General features: G+C 34.5%; 6 protein-coding genes, 1 tRNA gene and 1 pseudogene. 3 read left to right on the top strand and 5 right to left on the bottom strand.

Features of this window, described 5'->3' with window-relative positions; all coding sequences use genetic code 11:
* Positions 1–62 precede the first annotated feature (62 nt).
* A complete protein-coding gene (rpoC, locus tag ACEWL1_RS10810; protein WP_409233318.1) occupies positions 63–4,337 on the top strand; it encodes a DNA-directed RNA polymerase subunit beta' in 4,275 nt (1,424 codons plus the stop codon).
* A 50-nt stretch (positions 4,338–4,387) separates the two neighbouring features.
* On the top strand, positions 4,388–4,699 hold the full coding sequence (locus tag ACEWL1_RS10805; protein ID WP_409233317.1) for a DUF3467 domain-containing protein: 312 nt from the start codon (positions 4,388–4,390) through the stop codon (positions 4,697–4,699).
* Between the two features lie 273 nt (positions 4,700–4,972).
* On the opposite strand, the gene ACEWL1_RS10800 is transcribed toward ACEWL1_RS10805, so the two are convergent.
* From ACEWL1_RS10800 to aroC, 4 genes and pseudogenes are all read right to left on the bottom strand, one after another.
* Positions 4,973–6,379 carry a T9SS type A sorting domain-containing protein gene (locus ACEWL1_RS10800; protein WP_409233316.1) on the bottom strand — a complete coding sequence of 469 codons (1,407 nt, stop codon included), beginning with the start codon at positions 6,377–6,379 and terminating at the stop codon, positions 4,973–4,975.
* 358 nt (positions 6,380–6,737) lie between these two features.
* A pseudogene (locus ACEWL1_RS10795) lies at positions 6,738–7,028 on the bottom strand (chorismate synthase); the annotation flags it as partial.
* A 125-nt stretch (positions 7,029–7,153) separates the two neighbouring features.
* A complete protein-coding gene (locus tag ACEWL1_RS10790) occupies positions 7,154–15,505 on the bottom strand; it encodes a virginiamycin B lyase family protein (protein ID WP_409233315.1) in 8,352 nt (2,783 codons plus the stop codon).
* Positions 15,506–16,077: 572 nt separating this feature from the next.
* On the bottom strand, positions 16,078–17,139 hold the full coding sequence (aroC, locus tag ACEWL1_RS10785) for a chorismate synthase (protein ID WP_409233314.1): 1,062 nt from the start codon (positions 17,137–17,139) through the stop codon (positions 16,078–16,080).
* A gap of 211 nt (positions 17,140–17,350) precedes the next feature.
* On the opposite strand from aroC, the gene ACEWL1_RS10780 reads away from it, so the two are divergent.
* Positions 17,351–17,435, top strand: a tRNA-Ser gene (locus tag ACEWL1_RS10780).
* A 51-nt stretch (positions 17,436–17,486) separates the two neighbouring features.
* Here ACEWL1_RS10780 and ACEWL1_RS10775 read toward each other — a convergent pair.
* Positions 17,487–19,238, bottom strand: coding sequence for an efflux RND transporter periplasmic adaptor subunit (locus ACEWL1_RS10775; RefSeq protein WP_409233313.1), 1,752 nt, complete (start codon positions 19,236–19,238; stop codon positions 17,487–17,489).
* Position 19,239: the final 1 nt, after the last annotated feature.

Raw genomic sequence — 19,239 nt, 5'->3', positions numbered from 1 at the left:
AATCATATATTTAGAAGCCTCCTTAGAGGTCATTTTTACAATTTTAATTCGAATCCATTACCATGGCAAGAAAAAACGAGAAGTACACTGTAAAAAAGTTTAATAAAATCTCAATTGGATTATCATCTCCAGAAGCTATTCTAGGAATCTCTAGAGGAGAGGTGTTAAAACCAGAAACAATTAATTACCGTACACACAAACCAGAAAGAGATGGTTTATTTTGTGAGCGTATTTTTGGTCCTGTAAAAGACTTTGAATGTGCTTGTGGTAAATATAAAAGAATTCGCTACAAAGGAATCGTTTGTGACCGATGTGGTGTAGAAGTAACAGAAAAGAAAGTACGTAGAGATAGAGTAGGACACATTAATTTAGTGGTTCCTGTTGCTCATATTTGGTACTTTAGATCATTGCCTAACAAAATGGGATACCTTTTAGGTTTGCCATCTAAAAAGTTAGACATGATTATCTATTACGAGCGTTACGTAGTAATTGCTCCAGGTATTGCAAAAAATGCTGAAGGAGAACCATTGCAAAAAATGGACTTCTTAACAGAAGAAGAATATTTAGATATTGCAGAAACACTTCCGCAAGAAAATCAATATTTAGATGATTCTGACCCAAATAAGTTTATCGCTAAAATGGGAGCAGAATGTTTAATTGATTTGTTAGCTCGTATAGATTTAGACGAACTTTCTTACGAATTAAGACACAAAGCAAATACAGAAACGTCTAAGCAACGTAAAACTGAAGCATTAAAACGTTTAAATGTTGTTGAAGCATTTAGAGACTCTAATAAAGAAAGAGAAAACAAGCCAGAGTGGATGATTATGAAGGCAGTTCCGGTGATTCCACCAGAATTACGTCCATTAGTTCCATTAGATGGTGGTCGTTTTGCAACTTCAGATTTAAATGATTTATACAGAAGAGTTATTATCAGAAACAACCGTTTAAAAAGATTGGTTGAGATCAAAGCTCCAGAAGTTATTTTACGTAACGAGAAACGTATGTTACAAGAATCTGTAGATTCATTATTTGATAACACACGTAAATCATCAGCAGTAAAAACTGAATCTAACAGACCGTTAAAATCGTTGTCAGATTCATTAAAAGGAAAACAAGGACGTTTCCGTCAAAACTTATTAGGTAAGCGTGTTGATTATTCTGCACGTTCTGTAATTGTTGTTGGACCAGAATTAAAGTTATCGGAATGTGGTATCCCAAAGGAAATGGCAGCCGAATTATACAAACCTTTTGTAATTCGTAAATTAATTGAAAGAGGAATTGTAAAAACGGTTAAATCTGCAAAGAAAATAATTGATAGAAAAGAGCCTGTAGTTTGGGATATTTTAGAGAATGTTTTAAAAGGACATCCTGTATTATTAAACCGTGCTCCAACGCTTCACCGTTTAGGAATCCAAGCTTTTCAACCAAAATTAATTGAAGGAAAAGCAATTCAATTACACCCATTAGTGTGTACGGCATTTAATGCCGATTTTGATGGAGATCAAATGGCAGTACATTTACCATTAGGACCAGAAGCTATTTTAGAAGCACAATTATTAATGTTGGCTTCTCACAATATCTTAAATCCTGCAAATGGTGCTCCAGTAACAGTTCCTTCTCAGGATATGGTACTTGGATTGTACTATATGACTAAAGAAAGAATCTCTACTCCAGAAGTTCCAATTAAAGGAGAAGGCTTAACTTTTTATTCACCTGAAGAAGTAAACATTGCTTTTAACGAAGAAATGGTTGATTTAAACGCAGGTATTAAAGTAAGAACTTACGACATTGATGAAAACGGAGAACAGGTTAGAAAAATTATTAAAACTACAGTTGGTAGAGTATTATTTAACGAAGTAGTACCTGCTAAAGCTGGATATATTAATGATGTATTAACTAAAAAATCTTTACGTGGTATTATTGGTAGAATTTTAAAAGCTACTGATATTCCTACAACTGGAGAATTTTTAGATAATATTAAAAACATGGGATATAAGTTTGCATTCCAAGGAGGATTATCATTTAGTTTAGGTGATATTATTATTCCTGAGGAAAAAACAAAAATGATTGCTGAAGCGAATGAAGAAGTGGACGGAATTATTGCAAACTATAACATGGGAATGTTAACAAACAAAGAACGTTACAATCAGGTAATTGACATTTGGGGTTCTACGAACAACAGATTAACAGAATTATCTATGAAGCGTTTACGTGAAGATCAACAAGGGTTTAACTCAGTATACATGATGCTAGATTCTGGTGCGAGGGGTTCTAAAGAACAAATCCGTCAGTTAACAGGTATGCGTGGATTAATGGCAAAACCTAAAAAATCTACAGCAGGTGGTGGAGAAATTATTGAAAATCCAATTCTTTCTAACTTTAAGGAAGGATTATCAATTCTTGAATACTTTATCTCAACGCACGGTGCTCGTAAAGGATTAGCCGATACAGCATTAAAAACTGCCGATGCAGGTTATTTAACGCGTCGTTTAGTAGATGTATCTCAAGATGTAATTATCAACGAAGAAGATTGTGGTACTTTAAGAGGCTTAGAAGTAATGCCATTAAAGAAAAATGATGAAATCGTTGAATCATTATCAGAAAGAGTTGAAGGGCGTGTTTCTTTACAAAATGTATATGCACCATTAACAGATGATTTATTAGTAAGTGCTGGAGAAGAAATTTCTTCAAAAGTTGCGGAAGCTATTGAAGCATCAGGAATCGATAGAGTTCAAGTACGTTCTGCTTTAACTTGTGAATCAAGTAAAGGGATTTGTGCTAAATGTTACGGACAGAGTTTATCTACTCGCAATAAAGTACAAATTGGTGAAGCAGTTGGTGTAATTGCAGCACAATCTATTGGTGAACCTGGTACACAATTAACATTAAGAACTTTCCACGTTGGGGGAGTTGCAGGAAATATTTCTGAAGATAATAAGTTAATTGCTAGTTTTGGAGGTAAAGTTTCAATCGAAGATTTACGTACTGTAAAAAGTAAAGATGCCAATGGAGAAGAAATTGATATTGTAATCTCTAGAACTGCAGAAATTAAAGTTGTTGATAAGAAAACAGGAATTACTTTAAGTACAAATAACATTCCTTATGGTTCTACAATTTTTGATAAAGATAGAAAAACCATTAAGAAAGGTGATGTAGTTTGTCAGTGGGATTCATTTAACGGTGTAATTGTTTCTGAATTTGGAGGTAAAGTTCGTTTTGATGATTTAGAACAAGGAATTAACTACTCTGTAGAAATTGATGAACAAACAGGTTTCCAAGAAAAAGTAATTACAGATTCTAAGAATAAGAAAATTATTCCTTCTTTAATTATTGAAGATAAAGATGGTAATGCGTTGCGTTCTTATAGTTTACCTGTTGGAGCTCACTTAATGATTGACAATGGAGAAGCTGTAGAATCTGGTAAAATCTTAGTAAAAATTCCTCGTAAATCAGGAAAAGCTGGAGATATTACAGGAGGTTTACCTCGTGTAACAGAATTATTTGAAGCACGTAACCCTTCTAATCCTGCTGTAGTTGCAGCAATTGACGGAGTTGTTTCTTTCGGGAAAATTAAGCGTGGTAATAGAGAAATTATTGTTGAATCTAAAACAGGTGATGTTAGAAAATACTTAATCAAGTTGTCTAACCAAATTTTAGTACAAGAAAATGATTTCATTAAAGCAGGGATGCCATTATCTGACGGAGCAATTACTCCAATCGATATCCTGAACATTCAAGGGCCATCTGCTGTACAAGAATATTTAGTAAACGAAATTCAAGAAGTTTATCGTTTACAAGGTGTGAAAATTAACGACAAACACTTTGAGGTTGTAGTACGTCAAATGATGCGTAAAGTTAGAATTATTGATTCTGGAGATACACTTTTCCTAGAAAATCAATTGATTCATAAAAATGACTTTATCGAAGAAAATGACGCAATTTACGGAATGAAAGTTGTTGAAGATGCAGGAGACTCTGAAAATTTAAAAGCAGGTCAAATCATTACTTCACGTCAGTTAAGAGATGAAAACTCTATTTTACGTAGAAATGATAAAAATTTAGCTTCAGCAAGAGACGCTCAGCCAGCAACAGCAGAACAAGTGTTGCAAGGTATTACAAGAGCTTCGCTACAAACTAAATCGTTTATCTCTGCGGCATCGTTCCAGGAAACCACGAAAGTGTTAAATGAAGCAGCCGTTAATGGTAAAATAGATACTTTAGAAGGATTGAAAGAAAATGTTATTGTTGGTAAGAGAATTCCAGCAGGAACAGGTATGAGACAATACGATCATATCATTGTAGGTCCAAAAGAAGAAATGGAGAAAAATCTATAAATAATAAAAAGCCTACAAATTAATTTGTAGGCTTTTTTAATACTATTACTATGGAGGATACTAAAAACGAACAAGGGCAATTAAATATAGAATTAGATGAAGCTGTTGCAGACGGAACCTATTCTAATTTGGCAATTATCAATCATTCGGTTTCAGAATTTATTGTTGATTTTATCAACGTAATGCCCGGAGTACCAAAAGCAAAAGTAAAATCTAGAATTATTTTAACGCCTCAACACGCTAAGAGATTAACCAAAGCTTTGGCAGATAATGTACAAAGATTTGAACAAGCTCACGGTGAAATTAAAGAGTACGAACAACCACCAATTCCAATGAATTTTGGACCCACTGGTGAAGCATAAAACAAAAACCGAAACGTATTAGTTTCGGTTTTTTTATGTCTATTTATTGCATACACTTAGATCTACCTTTATTTATTCAATATAAATGCATACTCATTGTAGCAAATTAAAGCGTAAATAAGATACCTTAATTTAATAGTATTGTTAAAGAGATTTCTATTTGAAACAAAAAGTAACTGAACTCAACAATTTTCTAATAAAAAAAACGACACATTGTTGTGTCGGTTTTAATATCCTTACAAACCCCTAAACTTGCAAGGGATGAATATAGAGTTAGTTTTTAATAAATTTCTTTATTGCATTTCCTTTTGTACTTACTACTCTTATAAGATATACACCTGTTTTTAATGAAGATATATTTACAATTTCTTTAGATTGGTAGTTCTTTTTTTCGATCACTAACTTACCGTTAATATCAAAAATCTGAATCGCAGCAGTATCAACCATACCAATATCTAAACGTGTCGAATTTACAGCCGGATTTGGATACAACTCCACCGCTTTTAATTGGACGGCATCCTCTCCAACACTAAGAGTTGTTAAGCTTCCTAATTCATAAGCACCTATATCTATTATAGACTGATAAACTCTTGGATTTCCAGCTAAATCTGTGTCAGTTGTTAAAGAACCGCTTGCATTGGTATATAATGCATTATTTCCTTTATTAACAGCCACACTCCCTGCTTTTAAAGTATAATTATCATTACTTGGGTTATTAAAGATGTCTGTATCTTTAATGCCACTAGCATTTATATTATCATTATCTATACTTGTATAAAAACCACGTCCATGTCCCAAGCTATTTTTAATTTCTGGTTCACTATTATCATCAGGATATCTACCAACGCCACCCCAAACAATAGAATTGTTAATTTTTAGAGAACCATAAAGATTAAATATACCAATTGAACTGATCGTCGCAGCAATAGTGCAATTTGTAATTGTAGGAGAAGAGCTAGAGTTAACTATACCACCCCCAGCTCTATAAGCATTATTATTAATAATAATACTGTTGGTAATGTACGGTTTAGAATCGTACTCAATATATATTCCACCACCGTAACCACCAGCGGTGTTCTTGTTAATTTTACAGTTTGTAATGGTAGGGGAAGAATAAGCAATGTACACTCCACCACCATTACTATTAGTTACTACTCTTGAATTTACTATAATATAATCTGTATTATTAGCAATACCACCAGTTATAGTAAATCCATCCAAACGTGCCGTACCAACATTTCCTACGCTAATTACTACGTGACGGGCATTTATATTTAAATAAAGATTAAGTTTTCCACTTAAAATAGTTGTATTTAAAAAACCTTTTAAGTTTCTGTCTGACAAGTTAGTTTCTGTACCCGCAAAGCCGCCGTAGACTTCAACATTTTTTTTTAACACAAAAGCATTACTTATGTTATCTTCCTTAATAGTACCAAGGTTGTCTGCAGGCCTAATAGGTTTATAAATTCCTCTAGCTACCCAGACCATATCATTAGCTTCTGAGTTGTTTATCATTAATTGGATATCATTTGAAGCATTTGCCCAAGAAAGACCATCTTTGGTTCCTGCTCCGTTTTTGGTTACATATCTAGTGGTTTGTGCTTGTGATGTTGCAAAGAAGCTACAAAGTATGATTAAAAAAAATAAGGTGAGTTTTTTTGAAGTGTAAAATTGAACCATACTTGTTATTTTTATGCTTTACGAGATACGAGAATTAACAAAAGAAAATTGTTTAGCGTCCGAAATTTTGAAATAAAGATAATAAAAATTTTGAAGTATATCTAAGATCATCGCTTCAGAACATCTTGAAAATTATAATTAGCAGAATGTCAGTTATTTAAATATCTAGTTTTGAGAATTTAACCTTTTCCCTTAAAAAAAGCTGTATTTGTAAAGTTAATTTTAGATCTTGTTTTTATGTAAATAATCAATATTATAATTCTAAAAGGATAAAGTAAAAAATATTTTTCGAAAGATTCTCGTTTTATTCAATGCTCATAATTTTGTATAATTTAAATTGATTTCTGTTCATTAAAAATTATAATTTCCTTGTTCTATCCAACAAATAAAAATTTGCCAATACCAAAGCAGTTAACGCTTCTACAATAGGAATTGCTCTTGGAACCACACAAGGGTCGTGACGACCTTTACCATGAATTTCTGTTAGATTTCCTTCAGAATCTATGGTTTGTTGATTTTGCATAATGGTGGCAACTGGTTTAAAAGCAGCCCGAAAATAAATATCAATTCCGTTACTGATTCCACCCTGAATTCCGCCAGATAAATTGGTTTCGGTTTTTCCGTCTGCGTTAAAAATATCGTTGTATTTCAGAGTGCTATTTGAAACAAAAAGTAACTGAACTCAACAATTTTCTAATAAAAAAAACCGACACATTGTTGTGTCGGTTTTAATATCCCTACAAGCCCCTAAACTTGAAGGGATGCAATATAGAGTTAGTTTTTAATAAATTTCTTTATTGCATTTCCTTTTGTACTTACTACTCTTATAAGATATACACCTGTTTTTAATGAAGATATATTTACAATTTCTTTAGATTGGTAGTTCTTTTTTTCGATCACTAACTTACCGTTAATATCAAAAATTTGAATTGCAGCAGTATCAACCATACCAATATCTAAACGTATCGAATTTACAGCCGGATTTGGATACAATTTCACCGCTTTTAATTGAACAGCATCCTCTTCAACACCAAGAGTTGTTACTGTTAATGTTTGTGCCACAGCTGTAGCGGCCTTATAATTATTATTTCCAGGCTGAGTTGCAGTAATACTTGTAGTTCCTGCTGATACTACCGTTACTGTATTTCCTGAAATAGTTGCTACATTAGTATTTGAACTTGTATACACAATTGCTAAACCAGAAGTGCTTGTTGCAGTCAAATCAAAAACATCTGAATCGCTATGCGTTATCTCCCCAAAAGTAATTGTTTGAGATGCTTTAGTAATCGTAAAGTTTTTGGAAACAAAAGTAATTGTATAATTTGTTCCAGCAGATAATGTTCCTTGTGAAATTGCATAGGTATTAGCATCTTCGCCAGTTACTCTTGTTAAGCTTCCTATAAAAGAATCGCCTGTTTCTAAACTTGGACTTGCAGTATAGGTTAAAGCTGGATCTGACTCTCCATACACTTTCGTTGTTGCATCCGCAGTAATTGTGATTGCTTTTTTAGTGATGGTAAAATCTTTAGAAACAAAAGTAATTGTATAATTTGTTCCAGCAGATAATGTTCCTTGTAAAATTGCATAGGTATTAGCATCTTCGCCAGTTACTCTTGTTAAGTTTCCTATAAAAGAATCGCCTGCTTCTAAACTTGGACTTGCAGTATAGGTTAAAGCTGGATCTGACTCTCCATACACTTTCGTTGTTGCATCCGCAGTAATTGTGATTGCTTTTTTAGTGATTTCTAAAGTTCCTTTTACATATTTAAATGAGTAGTTGGTAGCAACTCCATTGGCAACTTCAACATCATAAGTTCCAACATTAGAAGCTACACTTGCTGTTGTACTGGCTGTTGGTACTGTGGTTAAGGCTGTTGCGTCCTCTAAATTTTTAAATCCTGAATAGGCAAAGGTTAAGGTTGGATTTGATTCTCCGTAAACTCTTGACTTATTATCTGCAGTTACGGTTAATTCGGCTTTATTAATAGTAAGTGTTATTTCTTTTTCAGCAGCTTCATAAGTAGCGTTTTCAGCTACACTCGCTTTTAAGGTTACAGTCCCTGCATTTACGAGAGTGATGTTTTTACCCGATAAGCTAATTTCACCTGTACCACCTGCAACAACACTATACGTAACCGTTGCTGATGAAGTTGATGTTGCTGCTAAATCAAAAGCTGCATCACCGTAAGTTTTTGTGAAATCTGCAAAAGTAATTGTTGGTGTTGTTTTTACAACAATACTTACCGCCACACGATTGCTAATCGTTGCTTCTGTAATACGTTTAATGGCGTTATTGTATGTATCTGCTACCAAAATTTTTCCGTCAGATTGAATGGCAATGTCGCTCGGGTAACTAAACCCACTTCCTAGTGTTTCGATATTCTTTCCATCAGCATCCATCCGTTTGATGGAGTTATTACCTAAATCTGCAACTACAATTTTACCATCCGATTGAATGACAACGTCATTAGGGGCACTAAACCCACTTCCTAGTGTTTCGATATTCTTTCCATCAGCATCCATCCGTTTGATGGCGTTATTATCTAAATCAGCAACTACAATTTTACCATCCGATTGAATGGCAACTCCAGAAGGAAAATTAAATCCTCCAACCCCTAAAACCTCTAAATTAGAACCATCCGAATTCATACGTTTAATAACGTTATTATTGCTATCAGCAACTACAATTTTACCATCCGATTGAATGGCAACGCCCCTAGGGTAACTAAACCCACTTCCTAGTGTTTCGATATTCTTTCCATCAGCATCCATCCGTTTGATGGCGCTATTATTGTAATCTGCAACTACAATTTTACCATCCGATTGAATGGCAACTCCATGAGGAGCACTAAATCCACTGCCTAGGATTACAATATTTGTACCATCGGCATCCATGCGTTTGATGGCATTATTATTAGTATCTGCTATCAAAATTTTGCCATCAGCTTGTACCGCAACTCCATAAGGGCCATCAAATACACTCGCTATCGTTTCTATGTTGAAAAGTCTGCTTTGTTCTACATAATACGTCCCAGAATTTAATGCTGTTGTATTTTCTAAAACGGTTCCGCCAGATGCGGTAGTAAACCATTTAGCACTATAGTCTGTACTTGGCATACTTACTAAATTAGCAACTGTTGGGTTGCTACTACTTAAAAAAGTTTGGCTGGCTTCACTTATTTTTTTTACGGTTACAGCAAGTCTATCTGTACTTTCTACGCTGTTTATAGTTTGGCTTGCATAATACGTGGTGTTGTCTATCAAAACGGTAGTATTGTCTAACAAGGTGCCTGCTGTTGCTGCATCGTACCATTTTATAGCAGTACCTGTAACTTGTAGATCGCTTAGTGTTTTTGTGCCAGCAAATACTTGCGTAGCATAAGTGCTAGTTGGTGCTGATGTTTCAATTGCAACACTTACCGCCACACGATTACTTACAATTGCTTCTGTAATACGTTTAATAGCGTTATTACCAGTATCTGCAACCAAAATAATTCCATCTGCTTGTACCGTAACTCCAGTAGGAAAATTAAATCCACTACTGGCTAGCGTTTCTATATTCGTACCGTCGGCATCCATGCGTTTTATAGCATTATTATAAATATCTGCAACCAAAATCTTTCCATCTGCTTGTACCGCAACGCCTCGAGGATTATTAAATCCACTGGCTAGGGTTACAATATTAGTACCATCGGCATCCATGCGTTTTATAACATTATTAGAACTATCAGCTACCAAAATCTTTCCGTCCGCTTGTACCGCAACGTCACGAGGTAAATTAAAACCACTACCTAGGGTTACTATATTTGTACCATCGGCATCCATACGCTTTATAGTACTATTACCAGCATTTGCCACCAAAATCTTTCCATCCGCTTGTACCGCAACGCTATAAGGTGCATTAAATCCACTACCTAGGGTTACAATATTAGAACCATCGACATCCATACGCTTAATAGCACTATTATTAGTGTCTGCTACTAAGATTTTTCCGTCCGCTTGTACGGCAATTCCTGAAGGAAAATTAAATCCACTACTGGCTAGGGTTACAATATTAGTACCATCGGCATCCATGCGTTTAATAGCATTATTATAAGTATCAGCCACCAAAATTTTACCATCCGCTTGTACCGCAACTCTACGAGGTTCATCAAATCCATTACCTACCGTTTCTATGGTTATCGAAGGAAGTGCTTGCTCTACATAATAGGTAGCAGTACTTAATGTAGTTGTATTTACTAAAGCAGTACCACCTGTAGCAGTGGTAAACCATTTTGCTGTTGCACCTGTACTTGGTGTAGCTACTAAATTAGCAACGGTTGGGTTGCTATTACTTAAAAAAGTTTGGCTGGCTTCGCTTATTTTTTTCACGGTTACAGCAAGTCTATCTGTACTTTCTACGCTGTTTATAGTTTGGCTTGCATAATACGTGGTGTTGTCTACCAAAACGGTAGTATTGTCTAACAAGGTACCCGCTGTTGCAGCATCGTACCATTTTATAGCAGTACCTGTAACTTGTAGATCGCTTAGTGTTTTACTTGCTCCTGCAAATACTTGCGTAGCATAGCTGGTAGTTGGTGCTGGTGTTTCAATTATAACACTTACCGCCACACGATTACTTACAGTTGCTTCTGTAATACGTTTAATAGCGCTATTAGCATAATCTGTCGCTAAAATCTTTCCGTTTGCTTGTACCGCAACGCCATAAGGAGAACCAAATCCACTACCTAGGGTTACTATATTTGTACCGTCGGCATCCATACGTTTAATAGCGTTATTGCTAGTGTCAGTAATCAAAATTTTACCATCAGATTGTACAGCAACACTAGAAGGATAATTGAATCCACTACTTAAAATATCGATATTTGTTCCATCGGCATTCATACGCTTAACAGCGTGATTACCATGATCTGCTACCAAAATCTTTCCATCCGCTTGTACCGCAACTCCACTAGGAATATGAAACCCACTACCTAAGGTTACAATATTCGTTCCATCGGCATCCATACGCTTAATAGCATGATTAAAAGCATCTGCTACCAAAATCTTTCCATCCGCTTGTACCGTAACGCCATAAGGTTTATTAAATCCACTGCTTAAGGTTACAATATTAGAACCATCGGCATCCATGCGTTTGATAGCATGATTATCAGTATCTACTACCAAAATCTTTCCATCCGCTTGTACCGCAACTCCGCGAGGTTTATTAAATCCATTCGCTACCGTTACAATATTTGTACCATCGGCATCCATACGTTTGATAGCGTTATTGGAAGTATCTGCTACCAAAATCTTTCCATCGGATTGTTCCGCTACCCCATAAGGAAAACTAAATCCACTACCTACCGTTTCTATAGTTAAAGGTGTGTTTTGTTCTACATAATAGGTAGCAGTAGCCAATGCAGTTGTATTTATTAAAGCAGTACCACCTGTAGCATTGGTAAACCATTTTGCTGTTGCACCTGTACTTGGTGTAGCTACTAAATTGGCAACGGTTGGGTTGCTACTACTTAAAAAAGTTTGGTTGTTTTCACTAATTTTTTTAGCAGTTACTGCGATTCTGCTAGTGCTTTCTACACCGTTTATGGTTTGGCTTGCGTAGTAGGTGGTATTATCTGTAAGTACTGTGGTATTTTCTAAAAAGTTACCTGCTGTTGCTGCATCGTACCATTTTATTGCGGTACCTGTAACTTGTAGATCGCTTAGTGTTTTTGCTCCTGCAAATACTTGGGTAGCATAGCTTGTTGTTGGTGCTGATGGTATGATAACAACTGCTACCGCAATACGGTTACTTGTAGCTACTTCTGTAATGCGTTTAATCGCATTGTTAAAGGTATCTGCCACTAAAATTTTTCCATCTGATTGTACGGCTACGCCACGAGAAATATTAAATCCACTTCCTAAAGTTACGATATTTGTGCCATCTGCATCCATACGTTTAATTGGATTGCTACCAGAACCTGCTACTAAAATTTTACCATCAGATTGTAGTGCAACTCCAGAAGGAGCAGTAAATCCACTCCCTAAAATTTGCATGTTAGATCCATCTGTATCCATACGTTTAACAGCACTATTTTCAGCATCTGCTACCAAAATTTTCCCATCAGATTGTACCGTAATTCCATAAGGATAACTAAACCCAGTTCCTAAAGTTACGATATTAAAACCATCTGCATCCATACGTTTAATAGCACTATTATAGCTATCTGCCACTAAAATTTTTCCATCAGATTGAACAGCAAGCCCATGAGGTTGATTAAATGTACTGTTTAGGGTTACTATATTAGATCCATCTGCATCCATACGTTTAATACTGTTATTACCAGCGTCTGCTACCAAAATTTTTCCGTCAGATTGTAGGGCAACTCCACGAGGTTTATTAAAACCACTCCCTAAAATTTGTATATTCGTTCCATCTGCGTCCATCCGTTTGATAACATTGTTATTGGTATCTGCCACCAAAATTTTTCCATCAGATTGCACGGTAAGTCCAAAAGGTTGAGAAAAATTACTCCCTAAAGTTTCTATGGTTAACAAAGAAGAAGTTTGCTCCACATAATACGTACCTGTAGTTAATGTTGCTGTATTTTCTAAAGCAGTGCCATTTGTAGCTGTGGTAAACCATTTAACCGTTGCATTGGTAGTTGGCGTAGCTACTAAATTGGTAACTGTTGGATTGGCACTACTTAAAAAAGTTTGGTTGGATTCACTAATTTTTTTAGTGGTTACCGCTTTTCTATCTGTGCTTTCTACTCCGTTTACAGTTTGGCTTGCGTAATAGGTGGTGTTGTCTGTAAGAACTGTGGTATTTTCTAAAAAGTTACCTGCAGTTGCAGCATCATACCATTTTATTGCAGTTCCAGTAATAGCTAAATCACTTACTGTTTTTACTCCTGCATAAATTTGTAATGATATAGCTGTTTTAGGTGCCAATGGTATTGGTTCTTGTTGTAATTCATAGGCTCCTAAATCGATAACATCTGTAGTGGATGTTCCATCAAACAAACGTGCATTGCCTGCTACATCTTTGTCTGTTGCAATGGTACCAGTGTACAATGTGTTGTCTCCTGCATTTATTGCCGTATTTAAAATACTTGGATTTAAACTATAATCTCCATTTGTTGGATCTTTAAAAAGAGTGGTTTCCGTGATACTTGTAGCATCAATATTATCATTTGTTGTAACTGAACTTCCTTTTATAATGCTATTATTGGCTATGTAAGAACCCGTTCCTTCATTCTCGATAAGGTTCCAAATAATACTATTATTTACAACTACCGTAGCACCAGTATTGTAGATGCCTCCGCTAGTATTTGTTGATGATTTATTACCAAAAACAGTAACATTTGTTAGTGTTGCATTTGTGTTTCCTTGATTTGTTAAGCCTCCACCGTCATTAGCCATATTACTTTCAATAAGTATATTTTCTAATTTAGGAGTTGACATATAACTAAACATTCCTCCACCAGATTCTGCACTTAAATTTCCTCTTATTATTAAGTTTTTATAGGTAGAATTTGATTCCGAATTATAAATTCCAGCTCCAGAACAAATATAAATTTCCTTAGTATTTGCTAAAAATTTCGTGTTAAAAGTAGCATTACCACCAGTAATCGTAAAACCATCTAAAAGTGCCGAACCAACATCCCCTGCACTGACAACTATATTATAAGTATTATCAGTGTTATTAGTAATACTTAAAGTGCTTCCAGAACCTGTAATAGTATCATCGTTATTAAAATCGCCACTTAAAGTAGTTTTATTAGCACTAATACTTAAATTTCTCTCACCCAATGTAGTTTCTGTACCTGCAAAACCACCATAGATTTGTACATTATTTACCATTAAAAAAGCATTGCTTTTATTTTGGTTCGTACCAAAATTAGCTCCATCTTCTGGGCTGTATAGTGGTTTATAAGTACCACCTGCAACCCAAATTTGTAAAGGTGTTGTGGTAAAATTTGCTTTGTTTTTGTTTGCCCAAACTAAAGCGTCTGCTAATTCTGGGATGGCGTTTGCCCAAGAATTTCCACTACCTTCGCCAATTGCTGCTTTGTTAACATACAAGATGTTATTTGCATCTGGAGTTATGATAGCTTTTTGAGATTCATACGCACCAATATCAATAGTATTTTGAAATACTCTTTTGTTGCCTAATACATCTACATCTGTGGTTAAGTTACCTCCTGTGTTTGTATATAGTGTGTTGCTCCCTGTATTTACAGCAATACCACCTGCTTTTAAACTATAATCGCCGTTAGCTGGGTCTTTAAAAAGAGTTGCATCTGTTAAAGTAGCAGCATCTATATTGCCATCAGTTGTATTGTTACTTCCTTTAATAATGCTATTTTTAATTTCTGGTGTAGAAGAATTATTAAAAATAGTTCCCCAAACTATAGAGTTGTAAATTTTTGGAGAAGATGATTCATTATATATTTCGTCGCCATCACTATCAGCAGTATCCTCATAAAATGTACTATTTATAATTGTTGGAGAGGAATTATAGTTATACATTCCACCACCATTCATTGAAAAATTACCATAAAAAATGCAATTTGCTATAGTCGGTGAAGAGGTATGATTATACATTCCACTACCATCTATAGTACTAATTTCATTTCCGTTTACTTGAAGTGTAAGATAAGGATTTCCTAAAGTTCCACCAAAAATAGTGAAACCATCTAGACGTGCAGAACCCACATCTCCAGAACTTATAATCACATTAAATATACGACCTAAACCATTAATATCTCCTCCATTAAGTATAGTTTTATTTGCTGATAAAGTTAAACTTCTTTCTGCTAATGTAGTTTCTGTTCCAGCAAAACCACCATAGAGTTTTACATCTTTTTTTAATAAAAACGATACAGCTCTATCAGTACTAGAACTAATAGTGGAAATATTATCTGCTCTTCTATTTGGTCTATATGAACCGGTAGCAACCCAAACTTGGTCATTTGCAGCAGAGATGTTTATCATAGCTTGGATATCATCTGAGGCATTTACCCAAGTAAGACCATCTTTTGTTCCTGCACCACCCTCGGTTACATACCTTGTAGTTTGTGCTTGTAATGTTGCAAAAAAACTGCTAATAACTAATAAGAGAAATAGGTATTTTTTTTTCATAATATGGCTGTTTAATGATCTTAGTTTTGTGTATTATTGTTGTTTTAAATTTTTAATATTATTATCTATTTCTACTAACTGAGTATTATAGAAGTGCCAAACCAATAGAAATAAAATTAACGCTACTAATAGCATAAGAATAAGTGTTGAAAAATTTCTATTTCTTTTTGACATGAAGCAAATATCCTAATATGAAGTGTAAAATCTATAACATGTAGCGTTACAAAAGCGTTACAATTTATAAAGAGTGAAAGTTAAGATAGGTAAGTGGTTTCCTTAGTAAAATAAGGTATTTCCGAAATAAATGTAACCTTTTTTTACACCAATTAGAGTTTGCTTTTTATAAAAAGCATTGAGATTCTGCGAAAAAAGAGGATTTTTTTTAAAAAAAGAATTACAACTCAATACTTACTGAATGTAAAACCAAAATTGCTTTTTAAACACAACAAAAAGTTTAAAAATTACAAGACTAAAAAAGTAGAGTAGTAGTTCTAAAAAAGTGTGTCGGTTAGTTTTGTATAAAGTGCTTTATTGGCAAATTAACAATTAACAATTACCATTGAACATTGAATCTAAACCTGTCTTGTTCTATCCAACAAATAAAAATCTGCCAATACCAAAGCAGTTAATGCTTCTACAATAGGAATTGCTCTTGGAACCACACAAGGGTCGTGACGGCCTTTACCATGGATTTCTGTTAGATTTCCTTCAGAGTCTATGGTTTGTTGATTTTGCATAATGGTGGCAACTGGTTTAAAAGCAACACGAAAATAAATATCCATTCCGTTGCTGATTCCACCTTGAATTCCGCCAGATAAATTGGTTTCTGTTTTTCCGTCGGCATTAAAAATATCGTTGTGTTCACTTCCTTTCATTTTGCTTCCGCAGAACCCGCTACCAAACTCAAAACCTTTTACTGCGTTGATGGATAACATGGCTTTTCCTAATTCGGCATGTAATTTATGAAAAATAGGTTCGCCCAATCCAACAGGAATATTTTGTGCAACACAGGTAATTGTTCCTCCAATAGTATCACCTTGTTTTTTAATCGTCTTGATTTTTTCAATCATTTTTTCTGCGGAAATTGCATCTGGACAACGAACAATATTAGCATCCGTTTTAGTAAAATCTAATTCTTGATAGGGTTTGTCAATAAAAATATCTCCAACAGAAGAAGTAAACGCATTGATATTTATATGTGCAATTAATTGTTTTGCCAATGCTCCAGCAACTACCCAATTGGCAGTTTCGCGAGCAGAAGTTCTTCCGCCACCACGAAAATCTCTAGTTCCGTATTTTTTATCGTAGGTGAAATCTGCGTGAGATGGACGATATACATTGGTATTATGAGCATAATCTTTTGATTTTTGATTGGTATTCTGAATTTGAAAACCAATTGATGCTCCAGTGGTAATTCCTTCAAAAATCCCAGATAAAAACTGAACCGTGTCTGGCTCTTTACGTTGTGTAACAATTGAAGATTGACCAGGTTTACGCCTGTCTAATTCTTTTTGAATGGCATCAAAATCAACTTTCACTCCTGCCGGAAAACCATCAATAATTCCGCCAATAGCAATTCCGTGAGATTCACCAAAAGTTGTCAATTTTAATAAGTTTCCAAAAGAATTAAACATGGTCTTTTAATTTTAAAGATATGAGTAGCGAAGTTACTTTTTTTTCTTAGAAAAACCATAATTTTATAAGTTACATATTTTATAAGTTGCTATAAAATGGAAGTCAATATTAATTATAAAAATAATCGTAAAAAAGCATAAAATTCTTTTAGGAACTCAAAAAAGATTCTATATTTGCATCCGCATTCAGGGAATACTTGATGAGACACTTGGAGAATTGGCAGAGTGGTCGAATGCGGCAGTCTTGAAAACTGTTGACTGTAACAGGTCCGGGGGTTCGAATCCCTCATTCTCCGCAAAAAAAAACCGTAACAATTGTTACGGTTTTTTTGTTATAATAAAAACTTTTACTCAATGACTTGCGCTACACTACCACAAGATAACATGGCGTCTCCAAAATAAGGATTTAATATTTTTTCTTCTTTACTTAACCAATATGCGCCATTATTAGCATCTGCCATTGGGCAAAATTGACGGTATACTTTTTCTTGAATTCCGAAAGTTTCTACCGCACCAATTAGATTTGTTGACAACTGTTTAAAGTGATTTCTCTGTGCTTTAATGTTCGATGTTTTTGAAATAGCAGTAACAGCAGTTTTAATTTCCTTTTCAAAAGACATCCATTTTTCGTGGGCTTTTTTATCTTTTAAAAGTTTCATATCTAACTTAGCTAGACTTTGCAATACATTTTTAGCTGCTGTAATTCCATTATTTTCGTCATCATTTACCAAAACATCTTTTAGTTTGATGTAAGAATTAAAAACTGTTTTTAATTGATTTTGAAATTTAGAAGATACGTTAAGACGTTCAATTTTTAAAGTAGTTGTTGCTTCTGTTCCAAGATGATTTTCGTGTCCAGTAGTAGTTGCTCCGCCAGTTTTGTTCATCATCGATTTTTTGCCTTGCAATTGTGCAGATGCATCAATCGTAAATGTTCCGTTAGTTACAATTTCGTCTCCATCTTTTAATCCGTCTATAACCTCGTATTGTTCTCCAATTTTATTTCCGATAGTAATTTCTTTCATTTCAAAAATTGGCTCTGTTTTACTAGTTTTTATATAGACAACCGAGCGCTTCCCTGTCCATAATATTGCAGAAGCCGGAATCATAACTATTTGTTTTTTTGTTGAAGTAGTTCCTTTAATTTTTCCTTCTACAAACATTCCAGGTTTTAAATCGCCCGCTTCATTATCAAGCACAACTCTTAATTTTACAATTCTTGTTTTGGTGTCTAAAATTGGATCAATAAAAGTTACTTTTCCTTTAAATTCTTTATCAGCAAAAGCTTTGGTAGTTATTGCAACTTCTTGTCCTTTTTTAAAGAGCTTTATTTGATTTTCATACACGTCAAAATTAGCCCAAACAGTACTTAAATTCGATACTTTAAAAATGGGTTTTCCTTCCATAATATGTGCACCCTCACTTACAGAAATTTCAGTAATTACTCCAGAAACATGAGAATAGATTGTAAAACTCGTTTTTATTTTCCCAGTTTTTAAAACTTCTTCTAACTGAGCACCATCAATTTTCCAGTTTTTAAATTTGTTATACACAGCTTTGTAAAGTTGAGGTTGTGTTTCTCTTAAACTATATGTTGTTAACAATTCTTGTTGTGCAGTTGTTAATTCTGCTGAATATATTTGGGCAACAGCCTGACCTTTGGTTACTTTTTTTCCTAAATATTTTACGTATAACTTTTCTATTCTCCCATCAAAATGAGCAGGCTGAATTGCAGAGTTGTCTTCGTTTTCTACAATTCTTCCTGATAGTTTTATCGCTTTATCTGCTGTATTGCTTTTTCCAATAATTGATGTTCTAACATTTGCCAATGCCATGGCATTTTTAGTCAGCTTAAACTCATTAGCATTTAATCCACCTGCACTTGATTCTGCAGGAATTAAATCCATTCCACAAATTGGACAATCGCCTGCTTCTGGTTGCATTATCTGCGGATGCATAGAGCAAGTCCACATTTTAGCGATTCCCGAAATTTCAGAATGCTTGTGTGCTGTTTTTTTGTTAGAAGAAGTTCCGAATAAGAACCATCCTAAAAGTAAACCAGCAATTAATAGTACGATATAACTTATATATTTTTTCATG

Source organism: Polaribacter gochangensis (assembly GCF_046224025.1).
GTDB classification, from domain to species: Bacteria; Bacteroidota; Bacteroidia; order Flavobacteriales; family Flavobacteriaceae; genus Polaribacter; species Polaribacter gochangensis.
The sequence above is the reverse complement of the archived record's forward strand: the minus strand, read 5'-3'. Positions and strand labels throughout refer to the sequence as shown.

What these genes read in the sequence shown, in the direction of transcription:
- ACEWL1_RS10800 (WP_409233316.1), bottom strand. Translation starts at nt 6,379, where the DNA reads ATGGTTCAATTTTACACTTCAAAAAAACTCACCTTATTTTTTTTAATC.
- aroC (WP_409233314.1), bottom strand. Translation starts at nt 17,139, where the DNA reads ATGTTTAATTCTTTTGGAAACTTATTAAAATTGACAACTTTTGGTGAA.
- rpoC (WP_409233318.1), top strand. Translation starts at nt 63, where the DNA reads ATGGCAAGAAAAAACGAGAAGTACACTGTAAAAAAGTTTAATAAAATC.
- ACEWL1_RS10775 (WP_409233313.1), bottom strand. Translation starts at nt 19,238, where the DNA reads ATGAAAAAATATATAAGTTATATCGTACTATTAATTGCTGGTTTACTT.
- ACEWL1_RS10805 (WP_409233317.1), top strand. Translation starts at nt 4,388, where the DNA reads ATGGAGGATACTAAAAACGAACAAGGGCAATTAAATATAGAATTAGAT.
- ACEWL1_RS10790 (WP_409233315.1), bottom strand. Translation starts at nt 15,505, where the DNA reads ATGAAAAAAAAATACCTATTTCTCTTATTAGTTATTAGCAGTTTTTTT.